At 62.8% G+C, this 22,460-nt stretch carries 16 protein-coding genes; 4 read left to right on the forward strand and 12 right to left on the reverse strand.

Annotation, left to right across the window (positions count from 1 at the left end; translation table 11 throughout):
* Positions 1–3 precede the first annotated feature (3 nt).
* Positions 4–1,077 (forward strand): DNA polymerase III subunit delta, encoded by a 1,074-nt coding sequence (gene holA, locus IRI77_RS24675; protein ID WP_194447661.1) that lies wholly within the window; start codon positions 4–6, stop codon positions 1,075–1,077.
* Here the strand turns inward: holA and IRI77_RS24680 are convergent.
* Positions 1,074–2,336 carry a Gfo/Idh/MocA family protein gene (locus tag IRI77_RS24680; RefSeq protein WP_194447662.1) on the reverse strand — a complete coding sequence of 421 codons (1,263 nt, stop codon included), beginning with the start codon at positions 2,334–2,336 and terminating at the stop codon, positions 1,074–1,076. The two genes, holA and IRI77_RS24680, sit on opposite strands and share 4 nt — an antisense overlap.
* Positions 2,337–2,366: 30 nt before the next feature.
* Here IRI77_RS24680 and IRI77_RS24685 point away from each other — a divergent pair, with 30 nt between their 5' ends.
* Positions 2,367–3,284, forward strand: a complete 918-nt coding sequence (locus IRI77_RS24685; RefSeq protein ID WP_194447663.1) for a hypothetical protein — start codon at positions 2,367–2,369, stop codon at positions 3,282–3,284.
* 36 nt (positions 3,285–3,320) lie between these two features.
* Here the strand turns inward: IRI77_RS24685 and IRI77_RS24690 are convergent, their stop codons facing one another.
* From IRI77_RS24690 to IRI77_RS24705, 4 genes are all read right to left on the reverse strand, one after another.
* On the reverse strand, positions 3,321–4,460 hold the full coding sequence (locus IRI77_RS24690; RefSeq protein ID WP_194447664.1) for a PEP-CTERM sorting domain-containing protein: 1,140 nt from the start codon (positions 4,458–4,460) through the stop codon (positions 3,321–3,323).
* Positions 4,461–4,847: 387 nt separating this feature from the next.
* Positions 4,848–6,506, reverse strand: coding sequence for a CRTAC1 family protein (locus IRI77_RS24695; RefSeq protein ID WP_228486303.1), 1,659 nt, complete (start codon positions 6,504–6,506; stop codon positions 4,848–4,850).
* Between the two features lie 7 nt (positions 6,507–6,513).
* On the reverse strand, positions 6,514–7,161 hold the full coding sequence (locus tag IRI77_RS24700; protein ID WP_194447665.1) for a response regulator: 648 nt from the start codon (positions 7,159–7,161) through the stop codon (positions 6,514–6,516).
* Positions 7,154–8,479, reverse strand: a complete 1,326-nt coding sequence (locus IRI77_RS24705; RefSeq protein WP_228486304.1) for a sensor histidine kinase — start codon at positions 8,477–8,479, stop codon at positions 7,154–7,156. Before IRI77_RS24705 ends, IRI77_RS24700 begins: the two co-directional genes overlap by 8 nt.
* A gap of 18 nt (positions 8,480–8,497) precedes the next feature.
* On the opposite strand from IRI77_RS24705, the gene IRI77_RS24710 reads away from it, so the two are divergent.
* Together IRI77_RS24710 and IRI77_RS24715 are read left to right on the forward strand one after the other, a co-directional pair.
* Entirely contained in the window at positions 8,498–10,525 is a 2,028-nt protein-coding gene (locus IRI77_RS24710; RefSeq protein ID WP_228486305.1) for a M3 family metallopeptidase, read from the forward strand.
* Positions 10,522–10,995: a hypothetical protein gene (locus tag IRI77_RS24715; protein ID WP_194447668.1), complete on the forward strand. Its 474-nt coding sequence runs from the start codon at positions 10,522–10,524 to the stop codon at positions 10,993–10,995. Before IRI77_RS24710 ends, IRI77_RS24715 begins: the two co-directional genes overlap by 4 nt.
* On the opposite strand, the gene IRI77_RS24720 is transcribed toward IRI77_RS24715, so the two are convergent.
* From IRI77_RS24720 to IRI77_RS24750, 7 genes are all read right to left on the reverse strand, one after another.
* Entirely contained in the window at positions 10,992–11,417 is a 426-nt protein-coding gene (locus IRI77_RS24720; RefSeq protein ID WP_194447669.1) for a YybH family protein, read from the reverse strand. The genes IRI77_RS24715 and IRI77_RS24720 overlap by 4 nt on opposite strands.
* A gap of 31 nt (positions 11,418–11,448) precedes the next feature.
* The gene (locus IRI77_RS24725) at positions 11,449–12,054 is read right to left on the reverse strand and encodes a response regulator transcription factor (RefSeq protein WP_228486306.1); all 606 of its coding nucleotides are present in this window, start codon (positions 12,052–12,054) and stop codon (positions 11,449–11,451) included.
* A complete protein-coding gene (locus tag IRI77_RS24730; RefSeq protein WP_228486307.1) occupies positions 12,051–13,085 on the reverse strand; it encodes a sensor histidine kinase in 1,035 nt (344 codons plus the stop codon). The genes IRI77_RS24725 and IRI77_RS24730 overlap by 4 nt, the downstream gene beginning before the upstream one ends.
* Positions 13,086–13,144: 59 nt before the next feature.
* Complete coding sequence (locus IRI77_RS24735) at positions 13,145–13,885, reverse strand: ABC transporter permease (protein ID WP_194447671.1); 741 nt, start codon at positions 13,883–13,885, stop codon at positions 13,145–13,147.
* Complete coding sequence (locus IRI77_RS24740) at positions 13,882–14,763, reverse strand: ABC transporter ATP-binding protein (RefSeq protein WP_194447672.1); 882 nt, start codon at positions 14,761–14,763, stop codon at positions 13,882–13,884. Before IRI77_RS24740 ends, IRI77_RS24735 begins: the two co-directional genes overlap by 4 nt.
* A 127-nt stretch (positions 14,764–14,890) precedes the next feature.
* Entirely contained in the window at positions 14,891–18,316 is a 3,426-nt protein-coding gene (locus IRI77_RS24745) for a TonB-dependent receptor (RefSeq protein WP_194447673.1), read from the reverse strand.
* Positions 18,317–18,947: 631 nt separating this feature from the next.
* Positions 18,948–22,379: a TonB-dependent receptor gene (locus tag IRI77_RS24750; RefSeq protein ID WP_194447674.1), complete on the reverse strand. Its 3,432-nt coding sequence runs from the start codon at positions 22,377–22,379 to the stop codon at positions 18,948–18,950.
* Positions 22,380–22,460 lie beyond the last annotated feature (81 nt).

Here is a 22,460-nt window from a genome sequence, read left to right on the forward strand (position 1 = left end):
GGTATGACGCCGGACCAGTTCCTACGCACATTGTCGAAGCAGGAGCCGGAGCCCGTCTATCTGTTCGTGGGTCCGGAAGGCTACCGGCGGGCGCCGTGCCGCAAGGCGCTGCTCGAAAAGGTGCTTAGCGAAGAGGATCGCGAAGAGGGTTATGCCCGTCACGATCTGGACGAGTTGTCGATCAATGAAGTCCTGGACGATGCCCGCTCGATGTCGCTGTTTGCGCGTAACCGGGTGATCTGGGTGGCGTCGGCGGAATCGGCACTGCCGCGCGGGCGGGCCGCGGCCAGCGAAGAAGAGGAAGGCTCCGGCAAGTCGGCCGTCGGGCCCGAAGCGCTCGCGGCCTATTGCAAGGATCCGACGCCCGGGGTCGTGGTGGTTTTCGACGCCCGCAAGTGGGACTTCGACGGCGAGGACAAGACGAAGATGGACCGTCTGGCGAAGTACTACGGAGCAATTCGCGCCGTGGTGGAGTTCGCCAAGTTCACGCCGCAGGACGCGCGCGCCTTCGTGCAGTCGCATGCGGCGGAACGCGGGCTGCGATTGGGTTCGAACGAGATCGACCTGCTGGTGGAAGCCACGGCGGCTGACGCGTCGCGCCTCGCGAACGAAGTGGAGAAGTTGGCCCTGTTCGCCGAGGTGAACGGCGGCAAGGTGACGGCAGCCGATATCGCCAACATGGTGCCCAATGCACAGGAGACCACGGTGTTCAACCTGGTCAATGCGTTAGCGCGCCGCAGCCGTGTGGAGGCGATGCAACTGCTGGACACGCTGGTGCGCGAAGGCGAGTATCTGCCGCTGGCCTTGACGTTCCTGGGCGGCATCTTCCGCCTGGCGCTGGCTGCGCGCGAACAGGGGCTGCGTTCCTCCAGCGAAGTCCAGAGTTTCTTCCAGCGGCAGGGCACTCCGATGTGGCGGTCGCGCGCGGATCAGATCCACACGGCCAGTTCCAAGTTCACGAAAGAGAAGCTGGAAGAGGCGATCCAACTGGTCTTCCGCGCCGATCGCGACATGAAGAGTTCGCGTGTCGACGACCGCATCGTGATGGAAGACTTCGTGCTTCGCCTCACGCGTTAGACGCCCGGGTGTTTGTACGGAGCCCGGTAGGCGCGCGCCAGCAGCTTGTTGGCCGCTGGATCGTTCAGCAGTTTCCCGGACGCCATATCCCACTGCAAGGTGCGGCCCGTCTTGTACGAAATCATGCCCAACTGCACCGTGGCGGTGGAGCGGAAGGCTTCCTCAGGTGAGACGGAGGGCTGCGTGCCGGCGCGTACGGCCTTGACCCATTCGGAGACGTGCCGCTGGCTGAGTTCATTGGCGGACTTGACCTCGGTCACGCGCCGCTCGGCGTTCCTGCCCTTGGGCATCACGATCCAACGGCCGTCAGTGACGAAGATGGTCTCTTTCTCGCCGTAGAAGGTCACGCCGTTGTAGAATTCAGGATCGCGTTCCACCGCGCCCCACAGGCGGTGGCGCCACACCACCGGGCATTTGTCGAACTCGAAGTGGGCCGTGAGTGTATCCGGCGTGGTGATGCGGCCCTTGTACTCGTAGAGCCCGCCCACCGCGGTGATGCGCTTGGGCATGGACTCCGCCAGCATTTTGCGCGTGGCGTCGATCAGGTGGATGCCCCAGTCAACCATGTGGCCGTTGCCCGTAGTCTCCTCCAGGCGCCAGGACTTGTGGCCGATGTTGGGGGAGTACGGCAGCTTGGGCGCGGGCCCGCACCAGAGGTCCCAATCGAGAGTGGCCGGCGGATCCTGCGGCTTGTTGTCGAGCGGCTGGGCGGTGTAGTGGATATTGACGTCCACCTGGATGATGGGGCCGGGCGCTCCGGAGGCGATGTAGTCCTTGACTGACTGATAGGCCTCGCTCTGGCGGCGCTGGAAACCGATCTGGACGATGTTGCCGGCCTTTTTCCAGGCGTTGACCATCGCGCGGCCCTCCCGGATGTCGTAGGCCAGGGGCTTCTCGCAATATATGGGCAGCTTCCGTTCGCAGGCGGCGATGAACGGCAGGGCATGCCAGTGCGGAGGCGTGGCGATGAGCAGTCCGTCCAGGCCGTCCATGGCGAGCAAGTCCTTATAGTGCTTGAAGCCTTTCGGCTTGGAGCCCTGCTGCTTCTCGATGGCGGCGCTCATTTCGTCGAGGTGGGCGGAATCGACGTCGCAGAGGCCGATGAACTCGACTCCGCCGGCCGCAATGGCCGCGGTGGAATCGACTCCACCGAACCAGCCGCAGCCGATCAGGCCGAGCTTCAGCTTCTTCTCCTGCGCCAACGCGTTGGACGCAGCGGCAGCCGCACCCAGAAACTCACGGCGGTTGATGATGGTCATGGCCACTCCTGAAACAGCTAACATATCACCGTGCGGGACTACATACTGTCGCTGCCTGAACGGATTCTCCGTTCGGCCACGGCGCTGGCCGGCGGGTTAGTGAATCAACTCGGCGAGGCGGCGCTGCCCGTTGCCCTGCGCCGCACGCGGCTGTACCGGTCTCTCGTGGAAGCGACGCTGCGGTTTTTCATCGAACAGGTTGGCGAGGTGGAAGGTGTGTTTCCCGTGGAAGGGAAGCTTGCCGAGGATTTCCTGATGAGGCGCACGGCGGGCAACGGGATCGAACTGATCGGAATTCTCACGTTTCGCGCTTCACCGGTTTGGGTGCTGGCGGCGCTGGCGGATCTGAGCGGTGCGGGCCGAAGCCTGATTGCTGAAATTGCGGAGAGCCTGAAGCAGGAGGGACTCATCCGTCCGGAGACCCATCCGCACTCGATGGACCAGGTTCTGGACGCGCTGGAGGATACGGCCGGCCGCGCGGCGGAGACGCTGAACACTCCGCCACTGGATACCGCGAGCCTGCGCAAGGAATGGGCAGCCCTGCAGCAGAGTGCGCGCGGGTTGGCGCCCACGCGGTTTCCAGGGATCGACCTGCTGGAGCGCAATTGGCGCGACCTGCGGTCGACGGCGCAAAGGGAGCGGCGAGGAGTGTTTGAGCTCTCGGCCCTGCTGGCTCTGGATGCGGTCACGCGATTGCCCTCGAACATGGCCTGGCTGGGACGTAGTTCCCTGGTGGCTGCCCGGACGACTGGCGGAATGGTGGCCGAGAATATCCTGGAGCACTACAGCGACACGCTGGAGTCGATTCGAACCCAGGGGGTGGCGCAGTGGTGGATGCTGCAGTTCCGGCCCTACCTGCGGGCTGCGGCGGGCCAGTTCTCTACGGGCAAAAGCTCATGGACTCAACGAGTTCTGCAGGGTCGAAAAAAGGCCCGGTCCCGGCTTTAGGTCTGGGGACCGGGCTGCGTTCGGAAAATCGAGATTCTATTTCCCGCGGCGGCGAGCCGACCATGCCAGGACCGCGAGCCCTGCGGCGACCAAGCCGTATGTGGACGGCTCAGGAATCGGGTTCGGCGGCGGAATCACCGGCGGTGGTTCCACGGGCGGCGGATTCACCGGTGGCGGCTCGACCGGGGGTGGCCCGACTGGAGGAGGCGTCACAGGCGGCGGCCCTACCGGCGGTGTGAGCGGCGGGGGTGTCACCGGAGGCGGCGTCACCGGAGGCGGATTGACCGGAGGCGGATTCACAGGTGGCGGCGTCACCGGCGGAGGATTCACCGGAGGTGGGTTCACTGGTGGTGGATTCACCGGCGGCGGGTTGACCGGAGGTGGATTCACTGGTGGCGGATTGACTGGCGGCGGGTTGACCGGCGGCGGATTCACTGGAGGTGGATTCACCGGGGGCGGATTGACAGGTGGAGGGTTCACCGGCGGTGTCGTCGGCGGAGGGGTCACCGGCGGCGGCGTGACCGGTGGAGGCGTCACGGGCGGCGGCGTCACAGGTGGCGGTGGAATCACCGGCGGTGTGGTGGGCGGCGGAACCGTGCCCGGCGGAGGCGGAACAAACCAGCCGCAGCAAGGCACGGGTGGGATGATGAAACCTCCGCCGGTGGGACCGGTCGGATAGGGACCGGGCGGATAGAAGTCGGGTGGCACAGCGCCGGGCGGGACACCGGCGGGCGTCTCCGAGGGCGGGGCCATTTCCGGCGGCGGTCCGGGATAGGGCATGGTCAGGGCCAGGATCGGCAATTCGGGCGTATTCAGGACGTCTTCCGGCGGCTCCAGGAGACTGAATTGCGTCTGTGGGGCGTCGATCAGGCGGTTGCCGCAGCGGCTGCGGATATAGTTGGTGCCGTCAGTGATCACGCGTTCGCCGGCTGCGATGGTGAGCTTCTTCCTGGTCCAGTAGATCTTGCCGTTCAGGCGGTAGGAGACGTAGGCGAGGCGCGGCTCGTGCAACGTGGTGACCAACGCCCGTTCGAAATCGAAGCCGCGGTAGTGCGCCGCGACGAGGGGGTCGCGCTGGGCGGCGGAGAGAACCTCCTCCGGTGTCTCCACGCCGCCAGGCACAACGGAGTAGGGGAACACCAGGCGATCAGGGATTTCCTGCCGCTGCGTCCACATCTGCTCCAAGAGCGAGAAACCGCCGGGATTGAGAGCTGAAACAGCGTCCGGGTCATGGCGCTGCTGCAGCGTCAGGCTTCCGGCAACAACTACTATGGCGACGGCCAACAGGATGACCAGTGGCCGGGCACTGGCCCAGTCCCTCTGGCGCCTGCGGGGCCTCCGCGGTAGTACTTTTGAGTTCACTCCGTACTCTCGTTTCTTCCGGCCTACGTCCGCGTGCCCAGAAGGGCGGCGGCGTTGACTCTGTCGTGAGAACTCTGTCCCCCTCGACTGGAACCAGAGTAACGGTGGGGCCCAGTGAAAGAAAGACCTTATGGTACTGGAGAAAGGCGGTAAGTACCTGCGTGACCAATGTGGCGCGCGGCTCTTTGGATCGTGCGTAAGTTATTGTTGGGAAATGCCCTTAGCTTCCGTGATGAGGTAGCGCCGACCGGCCGTGAGGGCATGGTACTCTTCCGTTAACCCATTTGGCCATAGGACCTGAAGCCTATCCACCTTCTCGCGGCGGCCTAGTCCAAGAGTTAGCACCATCTCTGATTGGGATAGGTAGCTGGATCCTGACTTTACGGTACGCGAGCCCCTCAGATCGCCCGCTTCGAACTTCACCAGGGCGCCTATGGCGTCGCGGTTCGACTTGGTTCCGGTGAGTTTGATGCGGACCCAACGATTGCCGGTCGACTGTTCGTTGCGGTAGAGGTAGGCGGGCCCGTTGTTGGTGGTGATGAGCACGTCCTGGGCGCCGTCGTTGTGGATATCGCCGAAGGCGGCTCCGCGGGCGACTTTGGGGATGGAGAACTCGGGGCCGATCAGGCTGGCCACATCACGGAAGCTGCCGTTGCCTTCATTCAGGAAGAGGTGGGGCGACTGGGCGTAAGTGACGTCGTGGCGCGCTCTGGAGATAGTCTCGTCGATGTGGCCGTTCACCACCAGCAGGTCGAGTTGCCCGTCGAGGTTGGCGTCGAAGAAGAAGCAGCCGAAGCCGAGGGAGCGGCGCGTCGCCAGCCCCATGTTGGTTTTGGGGGCCTGGTCGACGAAGGCGCCGGACTTGGTGGCCCGGTAGAGGCCCAGCATCTCATTGTCGAAATTGGTGACGACGATCGAAGCCAGGCCGGAATCTTCCAGGTAGGCGACATCCACACCCATACCGGCACGGGCGCGGCCGTCTTCACTGAATGCGAGTCCGGCTTTGACGCCGACCTCACTGAAGGTGCCGTTGCGCTGATTCCGATAGAGTTTATTGGGCTGAGTGTCGTTGGCGACGAAGAGGTCGGGCCAACCGTCGTTGTCATAAGACAGCGCGGCGACGCCCAGCGATTTGGAGGAGGTATCGAGCAGGCCGGCTTTGGCGGTGACGTCCTCAAAGGTGCCGTCGCCGCGATTGCGGAAGAGCCAGCAGGTGGCGCCCCTGTAGGCCTCGGGCGTGCAGTAGGACTTCTGCTTGCCGTCGAACGAGCAGAAGACGTCGCTGCTCTCAGACCACCGCACATAGTTCGTCACGAAGAGGTCGAGGTGGCCGTCGCGGTCGTAGTCGAACCACATGGCCGAGGTGGAGAAGCCATCATGACCGCCGAGTCCGGACCGGGCGGTGACATCGACAAAGGAGCCGCGGCCAGTGTTCTGGAAGAGGCGGCTCTGGCCGACGCAGGTGATGTAGAGGTCGGCGAAGCCGTCGTTGTTGAAATCGCCGACGGCGACACCCAACCCGTAGAGTTCCACGTCGAGGCCGGCGGCACGGGTGACGTCGGTGAACGTGCCGTTGCGGTTGTTGCGATAGAGCTTGAGGGTGGACCGGCGGCGCTTGTGGCCGGGCCAGTCCATGGAATTGACCAGCAGAATGTCCTGCCAGCCGTCGTTGTCGTAGTCGAGGAAGGCGCAGCCCGGGCCCATGGTCTCCGGTAGATACTTTTTGCCGAAGGCGCCGGAGTTGTGGACAAAGTCGATGCCCGCGGCCCGGGTTACATCGCGCAGGCGGAAGCCGGGGTCCGGATTGTTAGTGGGCGGGGCCATGGCGGCCAGGGCGCCCAGGAAATCGCGCCGTCGCACGCCTTTTTCACTCCGGTCCAGGGGGTTCCGGAAGAGCCACGAGGCCCTTGCGGATGGCATAGACCACGAGATCCGCCGTGCGGTGGATGCCGAGCGCCTGCATGAGGTTGGCGCGGTGGACGCTTACGGTGTTCACACTGAGTCCAAGGATGCCGGCGATCTCCTTGTTCGATTTGCCCTGCACGATGTAGCGCAGCACTTCGCGTTCGCGCTGGGTGAGTTTGCTTTCCTCGCTGGCCGGTTCCTGCGTCGGCAGGTTCAAACCCGGCGCGACCACGGTGCGGCCGGCCGCCACCTCCTTGATGGCGTAGGGGAGATCGACCTCTAGGGCGTTCTTCAGCAGGTAGCCGCGCGCACCGGCCGCGAAGGCGTTGCGCACGTACGTATCTTCGGAATACATCGAGAGGATGAGGATTCCGGTGTTGGGCAACTGCTTGAGAATCTGGGCCGTGGCCTGAATTCCATCGAGCTCCGGCATGGCCAGATCCATCACGATGACCGCGGGCTTCAGCCGCAGCGCCATTTCGATGGCCTGCGGGCCGTTGGCCGCCTCACCCACAACCTGCACGGCTTCGTCGTCTTCCAGCATGCGCCGGAAGCCTTTCCGCACCAGGGAATGATCGTCGGCGAGCAAAACTGTGATCGCCTCACTCATGCACACCTCCCGCGGGCAGCGGTACAACCAGCTTCACACGGGTTCCGCCCTCTGCCGGCCGTTGAAACTCGATCTGCCCGCCCAACAGCTCGGCGCGTTCGCGCATGCCGATGAGCCCAAGGCCCTTGCGGGCGGGCTTGCCTTCCAGTCCGGCGCCGTGATCCTCCACATCCAGGCAGAGAGTGGCGGGCGAATAAGCCACCTTCACCCAAGCCTCGGTTGTTCCGGAGTGGCGCACGATGTTGTTCAAGGACTCCTGCAAGATCCGGTAAACGTGGATCGCGACGGTGTCCCCGATCCACGGGCCTATGCCGATCTTCTCATAGTGGACCTGAAAGCCGGTCTGTTTCTCGAACTGGCGGAGATACCACTCGATACTGTTCTCCAGGCCGTAGTCGTCGAGGACGGGCGGATGGAGCATTTGTGACATGCTGCGGACGCGCTCCAGGGTCTGGTTAGCGATCTCCCGCACCTCATGGATGTCCTCGCGCTGCCTGGAGGCTTCCGGCAGTTTCTTCTCGACACGCTGCAGCATGACGCCGACCGCGGTCAACACCTGTCCGAACTCGTCGTGCAGCTCACGGGCGAGGTTGCGGAAGACATCTTCCTGGACGGAGATGACCTGGCCAGCCAGTTCCTTACGCTCTTCCGATAGGCGCGTGAGCTGCGCGAAGACACGCCGGTCATGGCGGATCACCAGGGCACTGGTGATGGAGATCGCCGCCACAACGGCGGCCAACAACATGTAGAGGTTCTTCTCCACGCGCCCGTAGATGGCCGTGATCTGTTGGACGGCCGCGCCTTCCGCCTCGCTGTTCTGGACGAGGAGCCGGGCGATGACGGTGGTCATCGTGGAGCGCTCGGACTCCAGCCGGGTGCGGATGAGCGCGCGCGCCTCGTTCGTCTGGTCTTGCCCGGCGACGGTCCAGAGATGGTCCACCTCGCCCCAGAACCGCGAAAACGTGCTGTTGAGCATCTCCTGCTGGGCGGGTGTGCGGGTGGCGGGCATCAACTGCGCCTCAACGGAGAGGGCGTCCTGCAGGTCGCCGCGCATGCGGTCGAACTCCGGTTTGTAGCCCGTAATGGGATAGGGTTCGGTACCTTCCGCCATGTCGCGCAGGGCCAGGCCGAGCTGGGTCAGATTGTTCTGGATGCGAATGAGTTGCAGGGAATCGCGGCGGCTGCGATCGACGCTGTCGGACTCCAGGCGGCGCAAGCCGTCCAATTGCTTCAGGGTGAAGATGGAAAAGACCGCCACTGCCCCCAGCGTGACGCCGAGGCCGACCAATTGAATGACAGTGGGTGTCCGCGCCGGCATATCGCTATCCTAGTGTATGTGAGCGAAGCAAACCCCCTGCTGGGCATACGTCTGCCCCTCCCATTCGATGAAGTTCGACCGGAGCATGTGAAGCCGGCGATCGAGGCACTCATCCAACAGGCGCGCGCCCAATTGGACGATCTGGCGTCCTTGCCGGGACCCCGGACCTACGAGAATACGATGGCCGCACTGGATATGGCGGCTGAGCCGCTGGATGTGGCGGTGAGCGTGGTGCGCCACCTGGAGGGCGTGGTGATGACCGCGGAGTTGCGGGCGGCCTGGAACGAAGTCCAGCCCGAGGTGAGCGCGTTCTACTCCTCCATCCCCCTGCACGAGGGTTTGTGGAAGGCCCTGCAGGCCTATGCCGCGACAGAGGATGCAAAGCAGTTGCAGGGTGTGAAGGCTCGCTTCCTGAAGAAGACCGTGGAAGCGTTCCGGCGTCATGGCGCGGAGTTGGATGAGGAGGGCAAGCGCAAGCTGGAGGCCCTGGACATCGAACTGGCCGTCATCACCACGAAGTTCGCCCAGAACGTGCTGGATGCGACGGCGGCCTACGAGTATTTCATTGAAGACGAGGCACTGCTGGCCGGATTGCCGGCCTCGGCCGTAGCGGGGGCGCGTCAGGCGGCCGAAGCACGTGGGAAGCAGGGCTGGCGGTTCTCGCTACAGGCACCCAGCTATCTGGCCGTGATGACCTATCTCGATGCCCGCGAGATTCGCGAGAAGTTCTATCGTGCCTACAGCCGCAGGGCCGCGGAACCGAACAGCGAGCTCATCGCGAAGATCCTGGATCTGCGCCGGGCCAAGGCGCGCCTGCTGGGCTTCTCCACCTTTGCCGACTTCAATCTGGTGGAGCGCATGGCGAAGAACGGGGCCACGGCGCAGGCGTTCGTCCGGGATCTGCGCTCGAAGACCGAGACCGCCTTCCATCATGAGAACGACGCGCTGCTTGCGTTTGCCAGGGAACTCTCCGGCGGGGCGTTGACAGCGCTGGAACCGTGGGATGTCGCCTATTACTCAGAGAAGCAGCGGGCGTCCCAGTACGCTTTTGAGGAAGAGGATCTGCGGCCGTACTTCCCGTTGGAGAAGGTGGTCGCGGGCATGTTCGATGTGGTGCACCGGCTGTACGGCATCACTGTCGTTGAAGGGCCGAAGGTTCCGGTGTGGCACCCCGAGGTGAAGTATTACGAGATCCGCGACGAGGACGGTTCTCTGCTGGGCTCGTTCTATGCCGACTGGTTCCCACGCGACACCAAACGCGGCGGAGCCTGGATGGATGCCTTCATGACCGGCAGTTGGGCGGGCAGCGAGTGGCGCCCGCACATCGGGTTGATGTGTGGCAACGTGACGCCCCCGCTGGGAGATGCTCCGGCGCTGTTGACGCACCGCGAGGTCGAGACGGTGTTCCACGAGTTCGGCCACCTGCTGCATCACAGCCTGAGCCGCGTGGAGGTGAAGAGCCTCTCCGGCACCAACGTGGCCTGGGACTTTGTCGAACTGCCCAGCCAGATCATGGAGAACTGGTGCTGGGAGCGCGAGTCGCTGGACATGTTCGCACGCCACTGGCAGACGGGTGAGACGATTCCCGACGAGTTGCTGCAGAAGATGCGCGCGGCCCGCACCTTCCGGGCGGCCAATGCACAGATGCGCCAACTTGGCTTTGCCACAGTGGACCTGGCGCTCCATATCGACTTCAAGCCTGAGACGGATGGCGATCCGGTAAAGTACGGCAACCGGCTGCTGGCCGCGTTCGCGCCGGCGCCGTTCCCCGAGGACTATGCCATGCTGGCCGGGTTCACGCACCTGTTTGCGGATCCGACCGGCTATGGAGCGGGCTACTACAGCTACAAGTGGGCGGAGGTGCTCGATGCCGATGCGTTCACCCGCTTCAAGCACGAGGGCCTGTTCTCCCGGGAGACGGGCCGTTCGTTCCGCGACAATATCCTCTCGCGTGGCGACAGTGAAGATCCGGCGGTCCTGTTCCGCGGCTTCATGGGCCGCGATCCGGACCCTGGCGCCCTGCTGACGAGGCTGGGGCTCGTATGACCTTTGAGGTCAGGATCATCAATCTCGAGGACGGCCGGGTCGAACAGGGCATGTTCGACACCGTGCCCACCCTTGAGCAGGCCGTAAAGGTAGTCGGCCTGATGCGCGAGTTTCTCTCGACGATGCCGGCGCAGTTCCGGGGTCCGCTGCCTTTCCTGAAGCGCGGGTCGGTGGAGCTGGAATGGGCCTCGGCCACTGGGGCGGTTGCCTTCGCCACACTCTATGAGTCGGGTCAGGCGGCTACGCTTGCTGTGATGGCCTGCGACCCGAAGGGCGAAGCCGGCCAGGGTGTGCTGGGCGGGCTGCAGCAGAGCCTCGGCCTGGGACCGGAGGAGTTCGCGCCGACGGACGGGCCGCTGATGGTGGTTGCCGCGCTGCCGGGCGCTCCAGAGTGGCAGCCCATGCTGCACCTGCTCAATACTTCGCTGGCCGCGGTCTATTTTGCCGCCGTCCTGAAGGACCAGGCCTAACTTCCGATATCGGTGGTGACTTTCCAACTGCCGTCCCGTTGCCTGCGCCAGACGGTGAGATAGCGGCCCTCGTGTTTCACGAGTTCGCCTTGGTCGTCCCGGAAGCTGATCTGGCTGACGCCATAGGTGAAGCCGAGCGTGCCGTCCATTGAAGCTTCAGCGTGGATCGGTTGCCAGCGGATGGAAAACTCCTTGCGCGCGAACATCCCGGAGTAGAACTCGCGCAGTGCGGCTTTGCCGACAATCTCAGTGGGCCGCTGGTTCAACCGGGCGTCGTCGGCGAAGAAGCTCATCCAGCCGTCGAGCCCCCGGGCGAGGGTGGCGGAGTCGAAGGCCCGATCGGCCTCCATCAGTTGCTGGGGCACATCGGCCGCCAGCAGCGGCGCCGCACACAACAACAGGGAGAGAACAATAAACTTCATGACTACCTCTGACGTTTCAGGTTGGCGGATGTCACAGCCAGCCGCGCTGCCGGGCAATGCGCGCCGCATCCACGCGGTTGGCGGCGCCCAGCTTGCTGATGGCCTCGGACAGATAGTTGCGTACAGTGCCCTCGGACAGGCTGAGTTTGAGCGCAATGTCGGCGGACGAACTACCTTCCCCGGCCAGGCGCAGCACCTGCCGTTCGCGTTCGGTGAGTAGATCCTGCTCAGTCCACGCCTCCGCGGCCAGATCGGGGTCGATGGAGCGGCCCCCTGCGTATACGCGGCGGATGGCCGCGGCCAGCGTCGCGGCCGGCGAGTCCTTCAAGAGGTATCCGCTGACACCGGCCTCAAGAGCGCGGCGCAGGTAGCCAGGCCGTGCAAAGGTCGTCAGGATGATCACCTTCGCGGCACGCTTCTGCCGGCGGATCTCGGCGGCGAGCTCGAGCCCGGTCATATTGGGCATTTCGATATCGGACAACACCACGTCGGGCTGAGCCGTCTCGAGCAGCGACAGGGCCTCGGCGCCATCGCGCGCCTGCCCGGTGACTTCCAGATCATGCTCAGTGGAGAGCAGCGCAGCCAGTGCGCCTAGCACCATGGCCTGGTCTTCGGCGATGAGAATCCGGATGCTCAAACGGCCTCCAGGGGCAATCGGAGCAGTAGGCGCATACCGCTGGATCCGTCGTGTTCCAGGGTGCCGCCCAACGCCTCGACGCGTTCGCGCATGCCGCTGAGTCCGGCTCCTTCGTTGGCCGTGCCGCCCTGCCCGTCGTCGGCGATCTCCAGTTCGTATTGACGCGGGCCCCGGCGCAGAGCCATGCGGCAGCGCGTGGCCCGGGCGTGACGAACAACGTTCGTGCAGGCTTCGCGAATGGCCAATGCCAGCACACCTTCCTGCGCGGCGGGCAGGGGGCCGCTGCCCAGATCGCACTCCAGTTCGATCCCTGCGGAGCGCAGCGCCTGCCGCGCGCTCTCCACCTCAGCCATCAGGCCCGCCGACCGGTAACCCCGAACTGCCGCGCGCACCTCAGCCAGCGCTTCCCGTGAAATCCGCTCGACGTCCCGGATCTCGGCGATCGCCCGTTTCGTATCGTTCTCGGCCAACCGCGAAGCCAGTTCGGACTTCAGCACGATGACCGATAATGTGTGCCCCAGTAGGTCGTGCAGATCGCGGGCGATGCGTTCCCGTTCGGCGATCTGGGCCATCCGCGCCAACTCTCCCTGGGTCTGCATCAGGCGCAGCGTCAGGCGCCGCCGCTGGGTGTAGTGCATCACCATCAGTCCGACCAGTGGGGTGAAGATGGCGGGAGCCGCCCATCTTTGCCAGTGCATTCCGAGCAAGGTGACGGTTGCCAGTTCGATGGCCATCACGATGCCCAGCCCCATCCAGCCTTTGCGCGGCTCTCCTAATTCCGGCGTGAATGAGGCGGCGTAGACGAAGAACACCAACGCCGCGGAATTCTCCTTCGCGAACACAATGGCCAACAGGCAGAAGACTCCGATGATTGCCGGCAGTTGCCAGCCGCGCACCCAGAAGCCGCGGAAGTAGGCAGCCAGGAAGACCGCATAAGCCGACAGGGTGGTGACCCAATCCCACAAGCCATTGCCGCGAAACGCCGGAGTCAGGAGGAATGGCAGCGAGTACACCAGCCACAAGTAGGGCATCCAGCCCTCCGGAGAATCCGGCGGCAGAAACGGCGCTTTGAGAGACCTGGGCATATTTGTTATTGGCGCTGGCGGCGCCACGCTCCGGCAGTCAAAGCCAGGAACAGCAGGGCAAATCCCAGCAGGACCACCAGATGCCACTCAACGGGCCATGTGGCGCGTCTGCCCACGATTGTACGACCGATCTGCAGCGCATGATAGGTGGGCAGGAAAATGGCCGCCTGCTGCATCTGCGCGGGCAGGAAGTCGATGGGGAGCCAGAGGCCGGAGCAGATCGCCATGGGCATGCTGATCAGGTTGACCACCGCCGGCGTGGCACTGGCGCTGGTGAGAGTACCCACCAGCAGGCCCATGCCGCACAAAGGAATGCTGGCGACCAGGACGCAGACGGCTAGCTGCAGCCACTGAGTAGCGCTGAGGCCAACGTGCCCCAGATACTGGGCCAGCAGCCCGAGCAGCAGCAGAATCGTGAGCGAGAAGGCCATGGCGGCGGCAATCTTGGATACGAAGTACGAGCCCAGCGGCATGGGGCTAGCCCGTTTCACCTCTAACCAGCCCAAATTGCGCTCCGTAGAGAGGGTGACGGCGACACCCCACATCGATGCAGCGAGCGCCCCGAACACGGCGTAGCCGACGAGAATCGACTGCGCCAGGCTCACCGGCGGGACGCGGCCGGTGTTCATGAGGATGCCGAAAAACAGATAGAACAGCGGCGGCAGCAGCAGCGTGGGTACGGCGAAGCGCGGCGTGCGCAGCAGGGATAGAAATTGGAACTTGGCTTCCAGCCAGTAGGTATTCATTGGGCCACCTCCGTCAATGCAAGAAACGCTTCTTCCAGGCCGGCGCCCTGGATTTCCACTTCACGAACCCGGGGATCGGCTGTGAGCAGCCTGTGGAGCACGGTGTCGCTGTCGACCGCGGTAAGGGTGACGCGTCCGCCGGCGCGGGTCACTGATTGCACTCCTTCCAAAGCCCGCAACCGGTCGTCTGCCAGCTCCGTGATGCAGGAGATGCGGCGGGCGCAGATGGAGCGCTTGATCTCGGCCGGAGACCCCTCGGCGATGCGGCGGCCCTTGTCGATCACAGCCACATGGTCCGCCAGCACGTCGGCTTCCTCCAGATAGTGGGTCGTCAACAGCACGCTGCCTCCGCCTGCAACAAAGTGGCGAATGTGCTTCCACAGGCCGCGGCGGCTGTCCACATCCAGGCCGACTGTCGGTTCGTCCAGCAGCAGCAGGTCCGGCCGGCCGCAAATGGCGAGGGCGAACAATACCCGTTGCCGCTGACCGCCGGAGAGCGAGCCGTACATGCGCCGCTCCAGGCCCTCCAGCCCAGCCGCCCGGATCGCTTCGCCGGCCGGCAGGGGCTTGGGGTAATAGCTGGAGAAGAGCTCGATGTGCTCGGCCACACGCAGCGTTTCGGGTACCTGTCCAGCCTGTAGCATGGCGCCGGTACGCAAACGGCCGGCGCACTGGCGGGGGTCGTGGCCGAAGACGCGTGCCGCGCCCTCGTCAGCCGAAGTCAGGCCCAGCAGCAGCTTGGTGGCGGTGGTCTTGCCTGCGCCGTTCCGTCCCAGCAGCGCCAGCAGTTGTCCCTGTTCGATTTGGAGATCGAAGCCATCCAGCGCCGTTACCGGGCCGAATCGCTTCCTGATGTTCCGCAGTTCCGCAATGATCATGACCCATCGTGCGGCGTCCCGCGTGTCCCGGCCAGTGCCGAGTGTCACCCCCGGCAGGTGACAAATGTCAGAACGCAATAAGGGCCGGAGCGTTGGCCCCGGCCCTTTCCCTGTCAGTCTTCGCTGCCTAGAACGAGTAGCGCAGGCTGAACTGCAACTGGCGTTGGCTGTCCGCCTTGCTGGTGATCATGCCGAAGGTGGAACTCGTTGGCGTATAGTCCGCGCCGTTCCAGTTCGGGTGATTCAGCCAGCTGAAGGCTTCGCCGCGCAGCAGCACCCGGTGGCGCTCGTTGATCTGGAAGGTCTTGAAGATGCCGAGATTCCAGTTCTGCACACCCGGGTTGTAGATGATGTCACGGTTGGACTGCGTGGTGAACGTGCCCTGGGTGGGCTTGGTGAACATGGCCGCACCGCCGGTGGTGGTGGCGCGGAACCAGTAGATCTTGTCGCCCGAGTTGAGACGGATGCCCTTCTGGTCGTTAGGTAGGATGGGATCACCATTGACGTCCCAGATCTGCGAACCGCTGCCGCTGCCGACGCCGGCGATGTCGTCGCCGGTGGCGACCGTGTTCGGAGTGCCGGTCTGGAACTGGGTGACGCCGCTGATCTGCCAACCGCCCGCGATGCCCTTCACCAGACCCCGGCTGTTCTTGAAGAACGGCAGGGCGTAGATGTAGTTGATCACGGCCAGGTGGCGGGTATCGTTGGTGCAGGGGCCCCACAGGTTGTGGGCATCATAAGTGTTCGGAACGATGTCGCGCTGGGCGCTGCCGTCGTCCATGCACTTTGAATACGTGTAGGCCAGGCCGAAGCTGAGCCCATTGGCGAAGCGCCGGTTCACGTTGATCTGGGCGCTGTTGTAGGTCATGTTGGCGTCGTTGAACGTCTCACGGATCGCGCCATAACCGAGATAGGGCCGCTTGGCGTTGATGTTCACGCTGGTGTTGGTGTAGAGGGAGTTGAGCGGAGCCTGGTTGATGTTCTTCTCCCGCTGGCCGAAGTTGGACCGGCGGCCGACGTAGGCGAGCTCAAGGACCGTGTTGAAGCCGACTTCCCGCTCGTAGTTGACGTTCCACGTGTAGCTCTGAGGCATGTGGAACTCCTTGGCCTGGGTGGTGACGCTGAGCGGGAAACTTGCCGCCGTACCACCGCCAGGGCTATCCACCGAACCGTAGGACACAGAGGCCATCGGCTGCAGCGGCGGGTTGCCGCCCAGGAAGACCGAGTCGCTCACACCCAGTGGCGTGACGAACTTGCCGGCGCCCGCGCGCAGAACCTGCTTGGAGGAGATCTGGTAGGCCATGCCGAGGCGGGGCTGGAAGTTGAGGTAATCGATGTTCGAGTAGTAACGGGGCTCCTGGCCGCCGCGGAACAGATAGTCGTAGGCGGAGTTGCCGGCGATGTTCACACGACCCTTGGCCGCGTCCGGCCAGCCGTTGCCTGGGATCACGATGCCGTTGTAGAGATCGCCGGTGCCGGCTACGGGATTGCCGCTGGCATCGATCGTGACGGCCTTCGAGGTGTCGTAATACTTCGGGTCGAAGATCGTCATGTTGTTCCACAGCGAGTAGTAAGGCTGGATGATCGAATGGCGGATGCCGTACTCGATCTTCAACTTCGCGTTGACCTTCCAGCTGTCCTGGACGAACCACTCCACCATGTGGTGGCGATACGGCGTGAAGCTGCGCTGTCCAATCTCGGCGTAGGTGTCGAAGAGGCCCAGGGCCGCGTTGCCCAATGCGAGGCCGCTACCGCCTGTGCGGGTGTGGGTGAAGACGAAACGGCCATTCTGATTGTCGGTGCCTCCGGGGACGCCGTTCACGTTGATCTGGTCGTAGTCGTTCTGGCCGGAGCGTTCAAACATGAAGCCGGCTTTCAGGATGTGGTTGCCGCGAATGTTCGTGATGTTGTTGCTGATGGTGTAGATAGGGCCGGTCGATTGCGAGGGATAGGGGCTGCCCGTATAAGTGGAGAAGCCGGTCATATCGATGGCTGGCAGCTTGTTGGGGCGGTCTTTCCCATTCGGATAGATGTAGGCATAGTTGATGCCGTAGGTCGTCCGGTTGAAGGAGGGCACGTCCTCCATCGCCAGATACACCTGGTCTCGGCTGGCGGTGACCTGGAACTCGTTGACCAGCGTGGGGCTGAGGGTGCGTGTCCAGTTGATCGAAGAAGTCTGGTTGGGGCGCGTGGTGGTCTTTTTCGTCAACAGCAGGTTTGTGCCCCAAGGATCCGTATCGACGTAGTGGAACAGCAGGGCGCGGAACTTGATCGAGTCCTTTGAAGTTGGCAGATAGTCGAGGCTCATGCTGTCCTTGCGCTGCTCCGTGGTGGCCAGGGCGACGCTGTAGAAGTTGGTGCTCGTGCCGACATCGTAATTGGGCAGCGGGAAGACTTGCAGCAGGCCCATGCCGTTGGCGCTCTGCCGGCTCTTGGGGATGATGTTCCCCGCGAACGGGGCACCGTTGGTGGGGTCATTGATCACACCGACGGTTTTGTAGTTGTAAAACACGTTCGATGAAAGCAGTTCGCTGAAGTCGCCGCCACGCATTGCTGCTGTCGGGACGGTCTTGGAACCCGCGCTGTCGCGATGGTGGGTAACCCATTCCTGCGACCAGACGAAGAACAGCTTGCTTTTGTCTTCGTTCCACTTTTTCGGGATGTAGACCGGGCCGCTCAGATTGTAGCCGTACTGGTTGTAGTGGATCGATGGCGCGAAATTCGTGGAGGCGCTGCGGTTGCGGCTCCAGGTGTTGGCGTCGAATGCCTGGTTGCGGACGTACTCATAAAGCGTGCCGTGAAACTGGTTGGTGCCGCTCTTGCTGACCACGCGCACCTGGCCGCCCGCTCCGCGGCCGTACTCAGCCGAGTAGGAGGCCGTGAGGATCTGGACCTCTGCAGTCATGTCGAGATCGGCGGAACCGATGGAAGTGCCGTTCGAACGGGTGCGGACGGCGGGCGCGCCGTCGTACATGATGGCGACATCCTGTGTGCGCGAACCGTTGATCGAGAGGCCCGCCTGGCTCATGCCATAGCTGAAGCTCGACAGCATGCTGCCGCTGCGGACACCCGGTTTCAACAGGGCCAGGAAGATCGGGTTGCGGCCGTTGAGCTGCAGATCGCTCAACTGCTTGCCTTCGATCAGCCGGCCTACCGCGCCGGACTCTGTCTGCAGGGCTGCGGCCGTGGCGGAAACTTCCACAACTTCTGTAGCCGAGCCTACTTGCAGCGTTACGTCGAAACTGGCCGGCAGGCTGGCGTCGATCTTGTTGTCCTTGGACTCATACTTCTTGAAACCCGCCAGTTCGATAGTCAGTGTGTACATACCTGACGGAATAGTCGGGACTACAAAGTTACCTGATTCGTTCGTTTTCGACTCGCGGGTCAAGCCATTAGCTTGATTCTTGAGTACAACTTTCGCGTTAGGAACAACCGCGGATGATGGATCTCTGACAACTCCACTTGCTGTCGAGTTGTCTGACTGGGGGAATGCACATTGAAGCAGGGTGCAGAGGAGTATGGACGCCATCGCTCCTGAACGTACTCTGTTCATTCTAAACCTCCTGAAGCTAGGGCTCCCTAGCTGTTAGGATTATACATTCGCCACTTATTTCCACAAGATGCGGTCTCCCTGTAGTTCTTTCGTTATGTGTGTAGTTTGTAATAGAAGCCACTGTGGAACCTGCTGAAAACATTCAGTGGATGCCTTCTTTTGGTTAGCAGGGATTTGCATTATTAACAGATGGCAAACATTCATAGCAAAGATTTGATGTGGGCTTACAATCGGGGTGAGCGATTTGTAGGAAACTTCAAACAAGACAGCGTAGGCGGGAGCACGCGCCGCCCCGGTTGAGCGAGATGGGAGTTGCTCGCCTCCGGAATGTAATGCGTGCTACTGAGAGGTCTGCCCAGCGGATCTTGGAAGGGAATCGAGGAACTTGAGGAGGTACGATCCGCACCTTACGTGTGGGGAGTGCTCACCGAGGTTGGAAAGAACGGCGGAGAGTGTGCCTCAACTGCCGCCTAAGGGCTGGCCGGTAAGAGTTAGTGCTACAGATGCCCGGCCTCCAGAAGACGAATTGAAGCAATCGCGGACTGGAGTCTTGTTCATACCGTAGCAACCGGCCAACAAAAAGGGCCGGAGCGTTGGCTCCGGCCCTTTTCGCAACAACTGAACGGTGCGCTTAGAAGCTGTACCGCAGGCTGATCTGCATGTTGCGGCGGTCATCGGTCTTGCCGGTGATCTTGCCGAACGTGCCGCTGGTCGGGTTGTAATCAGCACCGCCCCAGTTGGGGTGGTTGATGAAGTTGAAGCCTTCCGCGCGGATGAGGAAGCTCTGCTTCTCCGTGATGGCGAACGACTTGAACACGCCGATGTTCCAGAACTGGATACCGGGGTTGTAGATGAGGCTGCGGAAGTTGCCGGAGACGAACGTCTTGTCGCCGGGCTTGGCGAAGGCCAGCAGATTGCCGGCGGCGTCGCGTTTGCCGTTGAACCAATAGTTCGGATCACCGGCGTTGGCCATGAATGCCTTCTCACCGTTGCCGAGCTGCGGGTTGCCAGTGACGTTCCAGATTTGGCTGCCGGAACCAGGGCCGACGCCTGCGAAGTCGTCGCCGGTGGCAACGGTGTTCGGGGTACCGGTCTGGAACTGGGTGACGCCGCTGATCTTCCAGCCGCCCGCGATGGTCTTGAGGGCGCGGCCGGAGTTCTTGAAGAACGGCAGGTCGTAGATGTAGTTGAGCACCCAGACGTGGCGGGTGTCGTTCGTGCAGGGGCCCCAGAGATTGTGGGCGTCGTAAGCGTTGGGCACGATGTCGCGCTGCGCGCTGCCGTCGTCCATGCACTTGGAGAGCGTGTAGCCCAAGCCGTAGCTGAGGCCATTGCTGAAGCGGCGGTTGACGCCAATCTGAAGACTGTTGTACTTCATGTTGGCATCGTTGAAGGTCTCGCGGATGGGGCCGTAGCCGAGGTACGGACGGAGGGCGTTGACGTTGATGCCCACGTTGTTCTGAACAGCGCCCAGGGCGGCCTGGTTGATGTTCTTTTCACGCTGGCCAAACAGACCACGACGGCCGACGTAAGAAACGTCGAGAACCGTGTTGAAGCCGATTTCGCGCTCCACGGTCAGGTTCCACGTGTAGGACTGAGGCATATGGAACACCTTGGCCTGCGTCGTGACGCTGATCGGGAAGCTCGCCAGGGAGCCGCCGCCCGGGTTGTCCACCAGGCCGGTGGGAATCGAGGCGATGGGCTGCAGCGGGGGGTTGCCACCGAGGAACACCGAGTCGCTGACGCCGAGGCGCGTCGTATACTTGCCGGCGCCGCCGCGGATCACGGTCTTGGGGTTCAGCGAGTAAGCGACACCAATGCGGGGCTGGAAGTTGCCGTAGTCGATATTGGAGTAGTACTTCGGCTCCTGACCGCCACGGAACAGGTATTGCAGCGACGCGTCGGTCGCGGCGGGCACACGGCCCTTGGCGGAATCCGGCCAGCTGCTGCCCGGAATCACGATGCCGTTGTAGGGATCGCCGCTGCCGGCAATCGGGTTGCCCGTCCTCAGATCGACAGTGACAGCCTTCGACTTGTCGTAGTACTTGGGGTCGAACACCGTCATGTTGCCCCACAGTGAGGAGTAGGGGATCACGATGGTGTGGCGGACGCCCAACTCGATCTTCAACTTGTCGGTGGCTTTCCAGGAATCCTGGACGAACCATTCGTACATGTTGCCGCGGTAGGGAGTGAAGCTGCGGGTGCCGATTTCAGCGTAGTTGTTGAACAGGCCGAGAGCCGCGTCGCCGAGGCCCACGCCGGAGCCGCCGGAACGGGTATTGCTGAACTCGAAGCGGCCATTCTGATTGTTGGTTCCGCCAGGGACGCCGTTGACGTTGATCTGGTCGTAATCGTTCTGACCCGCACGTTCAAACGCGAAGCCCGCTTTGATGGTGTGGTTGTTCAGAATCTTCGTGATGTTGTTGCTGATCGAGTAGATCGGGCCCGTGGAGTTCGAGGGGTACGGGGTACCGGTGTACTCGCTGAAGCCAGGGATGGCCACGGCGGGCAGCTTGTTGGGACGGTCCTTGCCGGCGGGGTAGACGTACGGATAGTTGATGCCGTAGGTCGTACGGTTGAAGGCCGGCGTGTCCGTCATGCGGATGAACACCTGGTCGCGGCTGGCCGTGATCAGGGTTTCGTTGATCAGCGTCGGGCTGAAGCTATGCGTCCAGTTCAGCGAAGACGTCTGGTTGGGACGATCGAAGGTCTGCTGGGCCAGTGCGAAGCCCGTGGGGAAGGGGGAGACATCCAGGTAGTGGAAGAGCATTCCACGGAACTTGATGGAGTCCTTCTGGGTAGGCAGGAAGTCGATCCCGATGCTGTCCTTGCGCTGGTCGGTGGGGTGGCCGCCGACGCCATACCAGTTGTTGGCGCCCTGGGGCACCGCGAGGTTGGCGGCCGGGAACACCGCGAGCAGCGCCATGCCGTTCGCGCTCTGCCGGTTCTTGGGGACGATGTTGCCGGCAAATGGAGCGTTGCCGTTGGCGGGGTCCTTAACGATCTGTGCGGAGCCGAAGAAGGCCGTGGGCACCAGCAGTTCGCTGAAGTCGCCAGCCTTCATCTTAGCGGTCGGCACAACCTTCAGGGTTGTGTCTTCGCGGCGATGCTTGGTCCATTCTTGCGACCAGGTGAAGAACAGCTTGCTGCGGTCCTTATTCAGTTTTCCGGGGACGAAGACCGGTCCGCTGGTGTTGTAACCAAACTGGTTGAAGCGCAGCGGCGCCACGACGTTCGTGGAGGGGTTGCGATTCCGGGACCAGGTGTTGGCATCGATGGCGGAGTTGCGGAAGTACTCGTAGGCGGAACCATGGAACTGGCTGGTGCCGCTCTTGCTGACAACGCGGATCTGGCCGCCGGCCGCACGGCCATATTCGGCGGTGAACGACGCGGTCATGATCTGCACTTCAGCGGTCGTGTCGAGATCGGCGGAACCGATGGACGTGCCGTTCGAGCGGGTGCGGACAGCGACAGCGCCATCATAAGTGATGAGGTTGTCCTGGGTACGCGAACCGTTGATCGAAAGGCCGGCTTGATCCATACCGTAGCTGAAGCCACCCAGGTTAGTGCCGCGCACGCCGGGTTTCAACAGAGCCAGGAAGATGGGGTTGCGGCCATTCAACTGGAGATCCGCCAGTTGTCTGCCTTCCACGATGCGGCCGACAGCGCCGGATTCCGTCTGCAGAGCAGCCGCCGTGGCGGTTACTTCGACGACTTCCGAAGCCTGGCCAACTTGCAGCGCCACATCAAAGCTGGCGGGCAGGTTGGGGTCGACCTTGTTGTCCTTGGATTCATACTTCTTGAAACCGGCCGCCTCGACGGTGAGGGTGTACATGCCGGAAGGGATGGTCGGGATGACGAAGTTGCCGGACTCGTTAGTCTTGACTTCACGAGTCAGGCCGTTGGCTTGGTTCTTGAGGGTGATCTTGGCGTTAGGTACTACTGCCGAAGATGGGTCGCGGACAACACCGTTTGCGGTGGAGTTGTCCGATTGTGCGAATGCGCCCAAACTGAGAACGCAAAGAAGCAGTGTCACCACTGCCACAGAACGCACATGGTTCATAAAGCTAACCTCCAGAAGACGAAATTGAAGCTTGCTAAGTATATCCTTTGGAACTGTCATATAAGGGGAGTGCAATCGCTA

Source organism: Paludibaculum fermentans (assembly GCF_015277775.1).
Lineage (GTDB): Bacteria > Acidobacteriota > Terriglobia > Bryobacterales > Bryobacteraceae > Paludibaculum > Paludibaculum fermentans.